At 67.0% G+C, this 14,137-nt stretch carries 13 protein-coding genes; 5 read left to right on the top strand and 8 right to left on the bottom strand.

Features of this window, described 5'->3' with window-relative positions; all coding sequences use genetic code 11:
- The first annotated feature begins 304 nt into the window (after nucleotides 1-304).
- Nucleotides 305-943 (top strand): DUF402 domain-containing protein, encoded by a 639-nt coding sequence (locus ACTWPB_RS18125; protein ID WP_446221797.1) that lies wholly within the window; start codon nucleotides 305-307, stop codon nucleotides 941-943.
- A gap of 46 nt (nucleotides 944-989) precedes the next feature.
- Entirely contained in the window at nucleotides 990-1,541 is a 552-nt protein-coding gene (locus tag ACTWPB_RS18120) for a DUF402 domain-containing protein (RefSeq protein ID WP_446221796.1), read from the top strand.
- A 26-nt stretch (nucleotides 1,542-1,567) separates the two neighbouring features.
- Here ACTWPB_RS18120 and ACTWPB_RS18115 read toward each other — a convergent pair whose 3' ends face one another.
- Nucleotides 1,568-1,999: a hypothetical protein gene (locus ACTWPB_RS18115; RefSeq protein ID WP_101463436.1), complete on the bottom strand. Its 432-nt coding sequence runs from the start codon at nucleotides 1,997-1,999 to the stop codon at nucleotides 1,568-1,570.
- Between the two features lie 120 nt (nucleotides 2,000-2,119).
- A complete protein-coding gene (gene coaE / locus ACTWPB_RS18110) occupies nucleotides 2,120-3,322 on the bottom strand; it encodes a dephospho-CoA kinase (protein ID WP_446221795.1) in 1,203 nt (400 codons plus the stop codon).
- Nucleotides 3,323-3,472: 150 nt separating this feature from the next.
- Between coaE and ACTWPB_RS18105 the strand changes: the two genes are divergently transcribed.
- Nucleotides 3,473-3,685, top strand: coding sequence for a hypothetical protein (locus tag ACTWPB_RS18105; RefSeq protein WP_446221794.1), 213 nt, complete (start codon nucleotides 3,473-3,475; stop codon nucleotides 3,683-3,685).
- A 35-nt stretch (nucleotides 3,686-3,720) separates the two neighbouring features.
- Here ACTWPB_RS18105 and ACTWPB_RS18100 read toward each other — a convergent pair whose 3' ends face one another.
- Entirely contained in the window at nucleotides 3,721-5,262 is a 1,542-nt protein-coding gene (locus tag ACTWPB_RS18100; protein ID WP_446221793.1) for a phospholipase C, read from the bottom strand.
- A 138-nt stretch (nucleotides 5,263-5,400) separates the two neighbouring features.
- A complete protein-coding gene (gene rpsA / locus ACTWPB_RS18095) occupies nucleotides 5,401-6,879 on the bottom strand; it encodes a 30S ribosomal protein S1 (protein ID WP_446221792.1) in 1,479 nt (492 codons plus the stop codon).
- A 228-nt stretch (nucleotides 6,880-7,107) separates the two neighbouring features.
- Between rpsA and ACTWPB_RS18090 the strand changes: the two genes are divergently transcribed.
- Nucleotides 7,108-7,956: a class I SAM-dependent methyltransferase gene (locus ACTWPB_RS18090; protein WP_446221791.1), complete on the top strand. Its 849-nt coding sequence runs from the start codon at nucleotides 7,108-7,110 to the stop codon at nucleotides 7,954-7,956.
- Here ACTWPB_RS18090 and ACTWPB_RS18085 read toward each other — a convergent pair.
- Nucleotides 7,953-8,507 (bottom strand): hypothetical protein, encoded by a 555-nt coding sequence (locus ACTWPB_RS18085; protein WP_446221790.1) that lies wholly within the window; start codon nucleotides 8,505-8,507, stop codon nucleotides 7,953-7,955. The two genes, ACTWPB_RS18090 and ACTWPB_RS18085, sit on opposite strands and share 4 nt — an antisense overlap.
- A 31-nt stretch (nucleotides 8,508-8,538) precedes the next feature.
- Complete coding sequence (locus ACTWPB_RS18080) at nucleotides 8,539-8,889, bottom strand: hypothetical protein (protein WP_446221789.1); 351 nt, start codon at nucleotides 8,887-8,889, stop codon at nucleotides 8,539-8,541.
- Nucleotides 8,890-8,993: 104 nt separating this feature from the next.
- Here ACTWPB_RS18080 and ACTWPB_RS18075 point away from each other — a divergent pair, with 104 nt between their 5' ends.
- Entirely contained in the window at nucleotides 8,994-10,025 is a 1,032-nt protein-coding gene (locus tag ACTWPB_RS18075) for a helix-turn-helix transcriptional regulator (RefSeq protein WP_446221788.1), read from the top strand.
- 5 nt (nucleotides 10,026-10,030) lie between these two features.
- Here the strand turns inward: ACTWPB_RS18075 and ACTWPB_RS18070 are convergent, their stop codons facing one another.
- Nucleotides 10,031-13,699 carry a caspase, EACC1-associated type gene (locus ACTWPB_RS18070; protein WP_446221787.1) on the bottom strand — a complete coding sequence of 1,223 codons (3,669 nt, stop codon included), beginning with the start codon at nucleotides 13,697-13,699 and terminating at the stop codon, nucleotides 10,031-10,033.
- On the bottom strand, nucleotides 13,696-14,112 hold the full coding sequence (locus ACTWPB_RS18065; RefSeq protein ID WP_446221786.1) for an effector-associated constant component EACC1: 417 nt from the start codon (nucleotides 14,110-14,112) through the stop codon (nucleotides 13,696-13,698). The genes ACTWPB_RS18070 and ACTWPB_RS18065 overlap by 4 nt, the downstream gene beginning before the upstream one ends.
- Between the last annotated feature and the right edge of the window lie 25 nt (nucleotides 14,113-14,137).

Raw genomic sequence — 14,137 nt, 5'->3', positions numbered from 1 at the left:
CCGCCTGTTCGCCACACCGGGCGCCGCGCCGATGACCGTCGGTCGGGTCGTGGTCGTTTCGATGAACTTCTGCTCATCGATACCGTCACAGCGCTGCGCGAAGGTGACAGCGACCACTACGACGCAACCCGGCGGCGACCACTGTTTTACCTGGTAGAGGCACCACACTCGACCCCGGCGAATACCGAGCACCTCGATTGATGCCCGAAATATCCCTTGCGCCAATGACATTCGGCCATCGCGGGGCCGAATCGAACCTGCCACACATCCCGGCGCGGGCGTACCCTGAGTTGATCATCGGCACGTGGTGAAGGACAAGGCCATGAGCGTTCTACTTCCCCTGCTCGTCGCGGCTCCCGCGGTAACCGGATTCGCCGGATATTTCGCCAGAGAGATACGCGGCCCGCACACACCGGCCATCGATCCGGCGACCGTTTCACCGGCGGCCAGACCCCGGGTCGAATACTTCGACCTCGCCGAGCTGACCAGTACCGACGCCAAGGGCTACATCCACCCGGTCGACCGGTACGAAGTGCAACCTTGGGGCATCTACCTGGCCCGCATCCTCGACCGACCGCACGGTCGCTACGAGGAGTCGTGGATGTTGCCCGGCCACGCCATTCGCGCCACCATCAGCCACGATCGGCCCGGCCATCACCGCAGTCACGACTATGTGCTCGACATCGTCGAGTTCGTCCAGGTCGGGCCGAAACGGTGGATGGCCACCGACTACTTCCTCGACGTCGCGGTCCGGCGCGGCCGGTCGTCGACGTTGTCCGGTTCGAGCCAACTGCTCGCCGCGCACGCCGCGGGCCATGTCGACACCGAGCACGCCGACCGGGCCTTCGAACGCGCCGCGCGCGTGCTCGACGGGTTGGCGGCCAACGACCACGATGTCGAACAGTGGTTGCGCTCCCGGGACATCACGCTGACCTGGATGTAGCCGGCGACCGGGCGAGGGTGGGCGCGCGCCGGTAGATTCTGCGCTCATGACGCAGGCATCCACCGTGCACGTGCATCCACCCAAGGTCGAGTACTTCGACGTCGCGGCCAAAACGAACACCGACCCCAAAGGGTTCGTCCGGCAGGTGGAGGTCTATCGGGTGGAGCCGTGGGGCCTGTACATGGGCCGTCACTCCGATCACGCGCACTTCCACTACCTGGAATCGTGGGTGCTGCCCGAGCTGTCGCTGCGCGCGTCGAAGCTGCACTACAACCCTGGTGTCGACCAGTGGCAGGACATCTATGTCGATGTCGGTGCGTTCACCAGGGAGTCGCCGACGCTGTGGCGTTCGATCGACCACTACCTCGATCTGCTGGTCCGCACCGGACGTGATGTCCGGCTCGTCGATATCGATGAACTGCTCGCCGCGTACGCCGACGGCCTGCTCGACGCCGAGCAGTGCCAGGCCGCGATCACGCACGCGACCGCCGCGATCGACGGGATCGCCGCGCACGGGTATTCGCTCGAGAATTGGCTGAGCACCTTCGGCATGACCCTGACCTGGCGCCGAAACGACGAACCGCCCGGACCTCGGTAGGGTCCGGGCGGTGCGAGGAGTCGGTGTCAGCCGGCCGACAGGCTCGGGAACAGATCCGCGAGGCCGCCACCGCACGACGCGCTGCCGGTGCTGCCCGCCGCACCGACCGTGACCGTGATCGAGTCGCTGATCAGCAGCTGACGCGCCTCGAGCTTGTGCTGGCCCGCCGTGGTCGGCTTCCAGGTGATGCTCACGGTGCCGGACAGCAGCGACGGCGACACCGGGCTGCCCGGGATATCCACGCCGTTGTCGGTGAACTTCACCGAGGTCAACCGGTCGACCTCGACGCTCGCGGTCAGCTTGTAGCTGCAACCGACCTTGTGGTCGGTTCCGGCCACGCCGAGATTGCCGACCCAGGCCGAGGCCTGTGGAGCGGCCAGCACGAGGCTGGCGGCGACGGCGCCGAATGCGGTGATGCCGAAGCCCGCACGGCCGAACTGACGGTGATGTGTTGTCATACGCGCTACAACTTCCCTGTGAATCGAGTCACCCTGTAGTGACTTCGCACAATTTACACAGCGCGCGACAGCGTGCGGACAGTTTCCGAAACATTGACGTTTAACAGATTGGCGCGTGGTTCACGTGCGGGCGTGAGCCCACTCGGTGACCACCGGATAGACCGCGTCGAACCACGGTTCCTTCACTCCGTAGTAGGCGTCACCGGCCGCGTCATCGGGCAGATCCGCCGCGGCGAGTTCGGCCCCACGCTTCACCGCCAGGTACTCCGACCGCGCGCTCTCGCTCGCCCGCAACCAGTCGCGCAGGTCGAGCGCGAACCGCTGGCCCAGCGAATCCCGCACGCGCAGATGGATATTGGCGGGTCGGCCGGGATCGGCATTGCCGTGCAGCCGTTTTCCCCACAGGGCTAGGTCGGTGCCATCGGGATCACCGTGGCTCGGCTTCGGATTGTCGTGCGTCACCCGGGGGGCGAGCGGGAACCCGGCCGCCGTCAACACCTCGGTCAGCGATTCGGCCGTGGCCATGTCGGCCACCGTCACCTGGATGTCGATGATGTCCTTGGCGGGCAGTCCGTGCACCGCGGTCGATCCGACGTGATCGATGCGCACCGCCGACGCACCGCAGGCCAGATGCAGCCGGGCGATGATCCTGCGCGCCTGCCTATCCCATTCCGGGTCGGTGACGAGGCGGTAGTCGGCGCGCGCCCGGACGCCCTCGCGCTGATTGCGCTCGAACGGCACCAGCCGTCGCGTCCACAGCTCCCGGACCTGCGCCTCGACCACCTCCGGCGCACCGTTGTTGTCGAGCCACACATCGGCGACCGCGCGGCGCTGTTCGTCGGTGGCCTGCGCGGCGATCCTGACTCGCGCATCCGCTTCGGCCACCCCGCGGTGTTCGACCAGTCTGCGCAGCCTGGTCTCCTCCTCGGCCCCGACCACAACGACGAGCTGCATCAGCGGCGCGAGCCCGTTCTCGACGAGCAACGGAATATCTTGCACCACAACGGCATCCGCGGGCGCGTCGCCGATCAGTTCCGCGGTGCGGGCACCGACCAGCGGATGGGTGATGGCGTTGAGCTTGCCCCGCGAGACGTCGTCGGCGAAGGCGACCGCGGCCAGCGCGGGCCGGTCCAGACTGCCGTCGGGGCTCAGGACCCCTTCACCGAACTCCTCGACCAGTGCGGCTAGGCCCGGCGTGCCAGGGGCGACGACCTCGCGAGCGATCGCGTCGGAGTCGATGAGCACCGCCCCGAGCTCGACCAGCGTGCGCGCCACTGTGGATTTACCCGCTCCCATGCCTCCGGTGAGGCCGATCCGCAACATGGGCATCAGTCTCGCATCCCGACCGCCGGACCGGGGCAGCTCCTGCGACACGCCCACGCGGGGAGCGGCGGAAGATCCCGGGCCGGGCGCGTCGGGTGGATTAATCTTCCGCGCAGGCGAGAAGGCCGCACGACTACCGACAGGATGATCATGGGTACCAGGAACCACCGGGCGGCCCGCCACCGCCTCGGCATGCAGGGCGGTGTGCACTGCATCGAATTCCCCGCCGTCGCAGCGACTCTCGCGCAATACCGGCGTTCCTGGTTCAGCACCCTGCTCTCCCCCGCCAGACACAGCTTCGCCGCGATGCGCAAACGCCCCAGCATGGCCACCGGATACTGGTCGCCCGCTGCCGCGAGCTGACCGTGGGCTCGGCGCGCGCCGAGCCCACCTCCTGCTCACACGCCGACGAGACCGCTCGGCGCGCGCCGAGACCCCGGCTGCTGAGTCGGCATCGCATTCGGCGGCACCGGGTACGGCACGCCCTGTCCCAGGGTGCCGGCCGCGATATTCGGACCGCACTGCACGATCGCCGCGTCGGCTTTGGGACGTGGGTCGGGCAGCACCGGTTTCGCGGCATTCGGGGCCGCCGCGAAGTCGAACGTGGAGGTCATGTCACCGGTGACGCTGCGTCGCCAGGCGGTCAGGTTCGGCACGTCGACGCCGAATCGGGTTTCCAGCAAACGCAATTGGGAGGTGTGGTCGAAGGTCTGCGAGGCGACCAGCCCACCGCGACTGTACGGCGAGATCACCATGCACGGCACCCGGTAACCGAGTCCGATCGGGCCGGTGATGCCGCCCGCCGCGGGTACCCGGTCCAGTGGCACCGTCAGGAATTCGCCCGCGGTGCCCGGTGGTGGAGTCGGCGGGGTGACGTGGTCGAAGAAGCCGCCGTTCTCGTCGTAGCTGATGATCAGCGCGGTCTTCTCCCACACCGCCGGATTCGAGGTGAGGATATCGAGTAGCGCCACGATGCCGAGCGCGCCGAAAGCCGCAGGCAGCGCGGGATGTTCGCAGTGCAGCACTGACGGCACCACCCACGACACCGCGGGCAGGGTGTTGCCGGCGACATCGGCCTGGAAGTCGTTCGGGTAGGTCGGTGCGATACCGCGGCGCGCCAGTTCGGAATTCGGGTCGGCGGCCTGGGTGAAGCAGCCCATCATGCCGTCCAGAATCAACGATGAGGCCTGGCCGATATCGCGATTGCTGTAGATCTTCCACGGCACCCCACCCTCGGACAGGTTCTCCGGGTAGGTGCGCCAGCGGTAGACGTTCTTCGGGAGCAGGATCGGCGTCTCCACCAGCGGACCGCCTGCCAGGCCGTCGGGGTCGATGCTCGCGCTCATCCAGTACAGCCGGTTGGGGTCGGTGGGGCCGAGCACCGAGCAGTGGTAGTTGTCGCAGAGGGTGAACGCCTGCGCGAGCTCGGTGTGGATCGGAATGTCTTCCGGCAGGTAGTAACCCATCGCCGCGGGCGCGTTACCCGGCCCGACCGAGGCCACCGACATCGGCATCCAGCCGTCGTTGCGCCCATTGTTGAATGCCTTGTGCATGCCTGGCCAGGTGTGGTCGGGGTCGTTGATGCACTCCCCGTCCAGTGTGGCGCCACGAGTGGTGTCGAGCCGAAACGGTTCGACGAAACCGTCCGCGGTGGGCCCGATTCCGGGCGACCACCCGAACTGACGCCACGACGCCGACGCCTCACCGAACCCGCGCACACCCGACATCGTGCCGAAATAGTGGTCGAAGGACCGGTTTTCCTGCATGAGCAAGACGAAATGCTCGATATCGCCGAGCCCACCCATACCAGCCGGATCGGCGGCGAACGCTCGGTCGATAATCGGGTTCGCCCAGGTGGCAAGCGTTCCCACCGCACCGGCGGCCATCGCCTTCGCAAGGAACTGCCGCCGGTCGAGACCGGCGAAGGGACCAGAACTCATCGGATTGGAGCACCTTTCCCGTAGGGGGATGGAGCAATCGCGCACACGCTACACCCACCGGAAAAGGCCGAAGGCCCCGGTCCGTGTGGACCGGGGCCTTCGGTGATGCAGTTCTCGATTCAGGCGTTTGGCGCTGAATCAGGCGTTGCCGCTGAGCTTCTCCCGCAGAGCCGCGAGCTGGGCATCGCTGGCCAGCGAGCCGCCCGTGGACTCGGCCGGACCGGAGGTGGACGCAGCCGTGCTGCCACCGGTCTCGGAGGAGTAGTTGCCCGCGACGGGACCACCAGCGGCGGCCTCGGCGGCAGCGTCGGCTGCCATCTTCTCCATCTGAGCAGTGTGCATCTTGTGGCGACGCTCGGCCTCGGCGTAACGGCCTTCCCACTCTTCACGCTGCTTGTCGAACCCGTCGAGCCATTCGTTGGTCTCGGGATCGAAGCCCTCGGGGAAGATGTAGTTGCCCGCATCGTCGTAGCTGTCGGCCATGCCGTACTTCGACGGGTCGAACTCGGCGTTGTAGTCCTCGTTCGCCTGCTTCAGCGACAGCGAGATACGACGACGCTCGAGGTCGATGTCGATGACCTTGACCATGGCGTCGTCGCCGACGGCCACAACCTGGTCCGGGACCTCGACGTGGCGCTCGGCCAGCTCGGAGATGTGGACCAGGCCCTCGATGCCCTCTTCGACGCGCACGAAGGCACCGAAGGGAACCAGCTTGGTGACCTTGCCGGGCACGATCTGGCCGATGGCGTGGGTCCGGGCGAACTGACGCCACGGGTCTTCCTGAGTCGCCTTGAGCGACAGGGAGACGCGCTCGCGGTCCAGGTCGACGTCGAGAACCTCGACGGTGACCTCGTTGCCGACCTCGACAACCTCGGACGGGTGGTCGATGTGCTTCCAGGACAGCTCGGAGACGTGCACCAGGCCGTCGACGCCACCCAGGTCCACGAAGGCACCGAAGTTGACGATGGAGGACACGACGCCCTTGCGGACCTGGCCCTTCTGGAGCTGGTGCAGGAACTCGCTGCGGACCTCGGACTGGGTCTGCTCGAGCCAGGCGCGACGCGACAGAACCACGTTGTTGCGGTTCTTGTCGAGCTCGATGATCTTGGCCTCGATCTCCTTGCCGACGTACGGCTGGAGGTCGCGGACACGACGCATCTCGACGAGCGAGGCGGGCAGGAAGCCACGGAGACCGATGTCGAGGATCAGGCCGCCCTTGACGACCTCGATGACGGTGCCCTTGACGGCCTCGTCCTTCTCCTTGAGCTCCTCGATCGTGCCCCACGCGCGCTCGTACTGCGCCCGCTTCTTCGACAGGATCAGGCGGCCTTCTTTGTCCTCCTTCGTGAGGACAAGAGCCTCGACCGCGTCGCCCACGGAAACGACCTCGTTCGGGTCGACATCGTGCTTGATGGAGAGTTCGCGGGAGGGGATGACACCTTCGGTCTTGTAACCGATGTCGAGCAGGACCTCGTCACGATCGACCTTGACGATGGTGCCCTCGACGATGTCACCATCGTTGAAGTACTTGATCGTTGCGTCGATGGCGGCCAGGAAATCCTCGGCGGAGCCAATGTCGTTAATGGCTACCTGCGGCGAGGTGACGGTGGTGGGCATATGTGGGTTTGCTCCGGACGGATTGTGGTCGGTTGCGGACATTGGATCTTTCGGTACGCTGCGAGATCACCGCGACGACGCGACGAAGGGATACCGGTAAAGTATCGCACGGACCGTCGCACTTGCCGCTGATCAACTTCAGCGTCCCTCTACAGCGTGTGTCAGCCTACGCGACCGGCGCCGAGCCGGGCAAACCACCCCCCGCACCACGCCGATACCCTGTTCGGCGTGTCCGACGACGAACGCCACGCGCAGGCCAACGCGCTGCTGGGTACCTCAGCGACCACCCGAACCAAGATCGACTCACGCGACAGCGAGCGCGCGAATCGCCGCTGGTGGGACGCCGACGCCGAGCAGTACCACCAGACCCACGCCGACTTCCTCGGCGTCGACTCCCCCGGCGGCGAGTTCGTGTGGTGCCCGGAGGGCCTGCACGAGGGTGACATGGGCTTGCTCGGTGACGTGACCGGCAAACGCATCCTGGAGATCGGCTGCGGTTCGGCGCCCTGCTCGCGGTGGCTGGCCGGGCACGGCGCGTTCCCGGTCGGGCTCGATGTGTCGATGGGGATGCTGGAGCGTGGCGTGGCCGCGATGGATCAGGGCGGGCCGCGGGTGCCACTCGTGCAGGCGGGGGCCGAGGCGCTGCCCTTCGCCGACGCGTCGTTCGACCTGGCGTGCTCGGCGTTCGGCGGGGTGCCGTTCGTCGCCGATTCGGCGCTGGTGATGCGCGAGGTAGCGCGGGTGTTGCGGCCGGGCGGGCGCTGGGTGTTCTCGGTGAACCATCCGATGCGCTGGATCTTCCCCGACGATCCCGGCCAGGCGGGACTCACCGCCACGATCCCCTATTTCGACCGCACCCCTTATGTAGAGGTCGACGCCGACGGTGTGCCGACCTATGTCGAGCACCATCGCACGATCGGTGACCGGGTCCGCGAGATCGTCGGCGCCGGCTTGCACCTGGTCGACATCGTCGAACCGGATTGGCCGGAGTGGCTCGACCGCGAATGGGGTCAGTGGTCGCCGCTGCGCGGGCAGATCTTCCCCGGAACCGCCATCTTCATCGCCGAGAAGCCCTAGAACTGCGGTAGCGCGGCGAAGGACGCGTCCACCCGCACGCTCGGCACCGTGTCGGCGACCCAGCGGCGCGCCCTGGTGAGCGCGTGGCCGGGGAACTCGGCGTCGAAGCGAACGTCGTCGGACAGTAGATAGGGCAACCGTCCGCGCAGGCCGGGCGCGTACGGGTGGGGTGGACACATCTCGTCGCGACGGACCTGCCTGCCGATCGCGGTCTCGCGCGCACCGGGCACACCGGTCTCGGGGCACATGATCTGGAACACCGCCGAGCACCGGTCCTTGGGCACCACGATCGACGCGGCGAAAACCAGTTCACCACGCGGACCGGGGAGCTGCGTCTTCTCCACGCGGAGCAGGGCGGGCAGCTGGTCGACCCACACCACGAAGGCCTCGATCAGGCAGCCGGTCCGCGCGTGGTGCTCGGCCAGCCGCCTGCGTAACCGCTTCAGGTCGTCCAGGCGAGCGGGCAGGTCGGGCGCGCCGTTGACATAGTTCAGCGCGACGACGTCACGAGTGGCCGGATTCCCCCAGGTCGTGTCGTCCAACTGTTGCATTCCAGGAATGTCGAACGAGATGGGCACCGGATCAATTTACCGGCGCCGCCGACTTCGGCTGTCCCCGTGCGGCGCTCGGCGCGTCGATCAGGGGAGAAACGCGCTCTTCGACCACGTCGACGAGCCAGGCATCGTGGCTGATCACCATCGCGCGGCTGCGCGGGGTGGCGAGCACGGTCGCCAACGCGGTGCGAAACGCCTCAGCGGTCGCGCGGTCGTCGAAATCGAGGTCGATGAGCACCCGTGGTGGTGCGCCGTCGACGCGGCCGACCCGGTAGGCGCGCACGCCGTTGTCGGCGCGGAACCGCTCGTACTGGTCGAACGCGGCCTTCCAGTCGTCGTAGTCGCGAACGGTGTTGTCGATGTGCAGGGTGATGGTCATGATGACCTCCGTTGTCGTGGGCGAATGGGATACCTCGATCATCGGCCGGTCCGGTGCGCCGGAACATCCCTGATCCTGGGGGTATTCCGCCGTAGGCTGGACCTGTGCCGAGTACCTTGGCCGACCGGATCGGCCGTCTGTGCCGCGCCGATCACTCCGCCAAACGACTGCGAGAACTCGTCCTGGTCGAGATCCGCGCGACGATCCCGTTCGCCGGTCATGTCTTCGCGCTCACCGATCCCGTCACCGCCGTCGCGACGGCGCCGCTGGCCGATCTCCCCGGCCTCGACCTCGGGCTCCTGCCGGACTTGATCCGCGCCCGCTACCTCACCCCGCTCAATCGCTGGGACACCGTGCGCGGCACCGGCGCCCATTCCTTGCTCGGCGCCACCGAGGGCGATCCGGACCGTTCCCTGCTGTGGCGCACCGCGCAGCGCGATCTCGGCATCACCGACTCCGCCACCGTCACCTTCGCCGACCGCTACGGCTGCTGGGGCTTTCTCGAGCTGCTCCGCTACACCGAATCCCCTTTCACCGCAGCGGAACTCGCTGCGCTGAACACGCTGACAACCACAGTCACCGTCGGCCTGCGCCGGACCGTCGGCGCCACCTTCGTCGAATCCGACGCCCGGCTCGCACCCCTGGGCCCCGCGGTCGTACTCCTCGACGACACCCTGCGCGTGCGCTCCCAAACAGCAGCCGCCGCGGACTCCCTGCTGCGCCTTCTCCCCCCGGACGAACCGATTCCCCCCGTCCCCGCCTCGGTTTACAACGCGGCCGCCGCCCTCCTCGCCGCCGAGGCGGCCACGCCCCTCGGCCCCGCTACCTCCCGCGTCCACCTGGGCGGCAACCGCTGGCTCACCGTGAAAGCCGACCGTATCGGCGCCGACATCGCCGTGTCCCTCGAACCGAGCACCGCCACCGAACGCCTCGACCTGTTCGCCCGAGCCCACGCCCTCTCCGCCCGCGAATCCCAGGTCCTCACCCTCTTGGCGACAGGCCTGGATTCCCACGAACTGGCAACAGAACTATTCCTGTCCGAACACACGATCAACGACCACGTCAAAGCCATCCTCGCCAAATCCAGCACCCGAACCCGCCAACGCCTCCTGTCTCGCGTCCTCGGGGTCGGCTGAGCAAGTCAGGCAGGCCCGCTTCGAGGTTGGTGCGCATGCGAATCGTGCTCGGCCGACTCCCGCATTCGCCACATCGGCACGCGGACGGCGTCCCACCGTTTCGACGGAACCCTGCGCAGGTCTGTGTGTTGCAACATCAGTCGCAAATGCCGATCCGGCGTGTTGGCGCCTGAACCACGATCGACCACGACCCCCCACACCGAGCCGTCCGGACGCCGATCGATCGCGTCGGTGTGGTGGCCGACCATCGGAGCTGCAAAGGCTAGGTCCGTAGCCCCCCGACGAATCATGTAGCGATGCAGCTGATTCAGCACGGGGTCTGTCTCGCCGACTGCCACCGTCACCGGTTCGGCAGCAGCGGCGAGCGCGCTACCGATGCGCCGCGACTGCCAGACGCGGCGGTCACCCACGACGAACAGGTGCGCCCGCGCGCGGGTTATCGCCACGTTCCACAGATTCGGTTGCCGGTCGAGCCAATCGATCGATCGGCGGGGCATTCCCGGCGAGGCCACGAGGGAGAAGATGATGATGTCGCACTCACCGCCTTGGAAGGTGTGCACGGTGCCGACAACAACCTCGCCGGAATCGTCGAGTCGGCGTTTGATCTCGTCGGACTGCGCCTTGAACGGCGTGACCACACCGATCGTCGTTCCCTCCGGCAATCGGCCCGGCTGCTGGAGTTGCGCGATCAGCCTGAGCACAACATCGATCTCTTCACGGTTGTACCAGGAACTCTGAGCTCCGCGCTGCGCGTTTCCGGCGACATCGCGCCATACGATCGGCGCCTGGTCGGTGCCATTCTGCTTGCGCACATCGGTCAGCACCGTCAGTTGACCGCGGTAGAACAGGTCGTTGGCGACCCCAGCGATGTCGGGATGGCACCGGAAGTGTTCGTCCAACAGCAGGCTCTCGCCGAACGACTGCTCCGCCGCCTCGAACGCGGAATGTCGCAGATACGACATCTGCCGCCGTTCGAGCCACGCGGCCGAAATCTGTGCGGTCGCCGCCGCGGCGATCTCGCCTCTGCCGTCCAGGGTGGTGATATGTGTGAGTTGCATCGGGTCACCGATGATCAACGCTCGCTTGGCCCGGAACAGCAACGGCAGCACCGCGGCGATGGAGGACTGCGACGCCTCGTCGATGACGACCAGATCGAACAACGCGGCGTCGAGCGGAAAGGCACGCGCCGATTGTGCGGTCACCGCCCATGCCGGGGCTCCGGTCAGCGCCGCACGTTTTGCCGGCCAATCGGTACCGGACTGGTGACGCGACAGCGCGTAGATCTGCCGGCGCCCGCGTACGGCGTTGGACCGCACCACTGCATCGAGCAGCTCCGTCGAGGCTGTCTGCAGCGTGTCGGTGGAGTGGGTGAACCGTGCGAGGAGCTCGGTGTCGCTGGGCCGGGCAGATTCCGAAGCACAAAGCCGGCGCCAGGTGAGCTCGGCTGCGGCCAGTTCGCCCAGCAGCTCGCACTGGCGCTCAACTGTTTCCGGGGTCTCGGCCAGCCCGAGCCGACGGACCAGTCGGCGGCACCGCCAGCCTGCGATCAGGGAGAAACGCTGTACCGCAACAGCTGTGCGGGCGAGCGCGGCAGGCTCGATGCGCTCGAACAGCGGGGCGATCTGTTCGACTCGCAGGCCGAGTTTCGCGGCAAGCGCTTCCCTGACAGCCGCGACGTCGAGCAATGCCACCTCGATTCCCGCGATGTCGGCGAGCTCGCGGCGCTGGCGGTCGAGTTCTGCGGTGGCGGCATCGACCATGACCGTCAGTGTCGACATCGACTGGACGGCGGGTCGGAGACCGGCGAGGTGGTCGAGACCGGCCTGTTGGTTCTCCTGGTAGGCCTGACTGCCCGTTCGGATCACCGTGCCGGGAATCAGCTTCTCGCAACGACCCCAGACTTCGTCGACCGCTTTGTTGTTGGTGGATGCCACAAGTACCGTTTCGCCCGCGCACACGGCGGTGGCAACCAGGTCGACCACCAGCTGGCTCTTGCCGGTGCCCGGTGGCCCGGTCGCAACCGTCAGCGGACGAGCCATCGCCGACCGGATGATCTCGGCCTGGGCCTCGTTGCACGCCAGCGGCGTCACCAATCGCCGAGTCGACACCGGCACGGGAGCGGGCGCGGCATCCGCCGGGCCGAGGCAGGCCAGCGCGGTACGCGGGATCTGAGAGACCCGCTCGGCGAGCGCGGCGAGATCTGCGAGGAGTTTCTTGTTCGGGCCGCCATCGGCGGCCGACATGCGGAACAACACTGCGACATTGCGCGCACCGACCGCCCCGGTGGCGGCGGTCAGTGATTCGTCAAGAAATTCCGGCTCGGGTTCATCGACGGTGACGACGCCGAGCTCGTTGCGCAGAATGTGGCGTACCTCGGCGGCTAACGCGGCGTACTCGCCCGCGTGCCAGGTGGGTTCGTAGCCTTCATTGAACGCCGACGCGGCATCGGATTCCAGAAATTCTTTCAGCAGAATCGGATTCACGATGGGCGGCCCGACCGGCACGAGCCGGTCGGCGGCCCCGCCGAGCTCGAGGCGCCGGATCAGCAGCGGAGCGAATTTGCGAGTCGCGGCTGCACGCGCCGATCGACCACCCGGCCGCACGACTACCGCCGGATAGCCGGTCCAGAGCTGTTCGTTCGCCTCGGCCACCTCAGCGACGAACTTTTCGAGTTCCGTCGGCACCTCGATCGCGTGATCGTCGTCGAGATCGCCCACCAGCAGCCGCTCACGCCCCGGGATGCAGGCGTAGGTGTCATGGTCGTCCAGCGACAACCACGCGAGTTGCTCGGCACGCAAACACGTCTCGTAGTAGGTAAGCAGTCGCTTCCAGTCCGGGGTGAGCGACTTCGACGGCAATGCGCCGATCTCGGCGCCCGATCTGGGGCGGGCCGAGACATCGAGCTGGATGGGCGACAACGGTGATGCCGCCAAGATGATGCGGCCGTCCACTCCTGATGCCGAGATCACCGGAGTCTGCCCGGCATCCTGACGACGAAGTCGGTCGTTGACGAAATCGAACAGCGCCGCCACCGACAACTCCGACTTGCCACCCGCCGCCGAACCGGTTCGCATCGCCTCGACGAACACCCCGGTGAACACCGACGGCTGTGTCGCGTCGCGACCGACGAACGATGCCTCACCGGCCCGCGAGGACGACACCACGTAGACACCTCGGCTCGCCAGGGCGGCAGGGTGACCGTCCACCGTGCCCTTCGGGACGGCATCGGAGGTACGCAGGCCAACCGAGAACCCGCCACTACGGCAGCTGTCGATGATCACCACCTTCTGCGGTGCCACGCACTGTTCGAGCAACTGGTTGACGAATCCGGCCCGCATACTGGTCTCGCCCAGTCGATCCGGGTCGGAGTCGGTGCCGATGAAATGGAATTCACCGTCGGACCGGACGCTTCGCGCCCCGTGCCCGGAGAAGTAGAAGACCATCAACTCGTCTTCTCTGCTTTCGGCGACGAATTCGTCCACTGCCGTACGCATCTGGTCGGTGGTCAAGTCGATCAACGATTCGACGTCGGAGAATGCCCCGACGCGGCGGTCGCGCAGTACCTCTTCCACCAGGGTCAAGTCGGTGCGCACCGACGGCAACGGTGCGAAGCCCGGGTGTGTGTAGCTCTCGTTACCGATCAACAACGCGCGACGACGGGCCAGCCGACTCATGACGACACCGCCTGGTCCTCGCCCGAGCCGGAATCAGCTGAGGTAGGGCGGACCGGTACCGCCGTTTCGACGAACCTCTCGATGATCGCGAGCTGATCGTTCGGGTTGCCGTCGATCACGAGCACCCGGTCCGGCAACCGCATTTCGACCCGCCGGTGCCGGTCGCGTCGACACCATTCCTTGACGATCGTGGTGACCACCGTGGCTGTTCCTGCCGAGGAGGCGACGCCCACCACCAGCACCAGCGCATCCCCGACCGCACCTTTGTGGTGCGCAAGCGGCTCCATCGCTTCGGCGAAACGAACCTCGACCTCGCATGCTGCCAGATGTCGGACGAGATCCCGGGTGAGCCGCTCTGTCAGCAAACTCCCCGAGCCGGTCAATACCTCTACAGAGACGAGCTCTTCCGACATCCAACCCCCATAGTTCAGTCGAGCA

Source organism: Nocardia sp. IBHARD005 (genome assembly GCF_052814245.1).
The sequence above is the reverse complement of the archived record's forward strand: the minus strand, read 5'-3'. Positions and strand labels throughout refer to the sequence as shown.

Bases quoted from the DNA above. Each gene is read 5' to 3' on its own strand.
- ACTWPB_RS18120 (WP_446221796.1), top strand. From the start codon at position 990: ATGACGCAGGCATCCACCGTGCACGTGCATCCACCCAAGGTCGAGTAC.
- ACTWPB_RS18115 (WP_101463436.1), bottom strand. From the start codon at position 1,999: ATGACAACACATCACCGTCAGTTCGGCCGTGCGGGCTTCGGCATCACC.
- coaE (WP_446221795.1), bottom strand. From the start codon at position 3,322: ATGTTGCGGATCGGCCTCACCGGAGGCATGGGAGCGGGTAAATCCACA.
- ACTWPB_RS18105 (WP_446221794.1), top strand. From the start codon at position 3,473: ATGGGTACCAGGAACCACCGGGCGGCCCGCCACCGCCTCGGCATGCAG.
- ACTWPB_RS18100 (WP_446221793.1), bottom strand. From the start codon at position 5,262: ATGAGTTCTGGTCCCTTCGCCGGTCTCGACCGGCGGCAGTTCCTTGCG.
- rpsA (WP_446221792.1), bottom strand. From the start codon at position 6,879: ATGCCCACCACCGTCACCTCGCCGCAGGTAGCCATTAACGACATTGGC.
- ACTWPB_RS18085 (WP_446221790.1), bottom strand. From the start codon at position 8,507: ATGCAACAGTTGGACGACACGACCTGGGGGAATCCGGCCACTCGTGAC.
- ACTWPB_RS18080 (WP_446221789.1), bottom strand. From the start codon at position 8,889: ATGACCATCACCCTGCACATCGACAACACCGTTCGCGACTACGACGAC.
- ACTWPB_RS18070 (WP_446221787.1), bottom strand. From the start codon at position 13,699: ATGAGTCGGCTGGCCCGTCGTCGCGCGTTGTTGATCGGTAACGAGAGC.
- ACTWPB_RS18065 (WP_446221786.1), bottom strand. From the start codon at position 14,112: ATGTCGGAAGAGCTCGTCTCTGTAGAGGTATTGACCGGCTCGGGGAGT.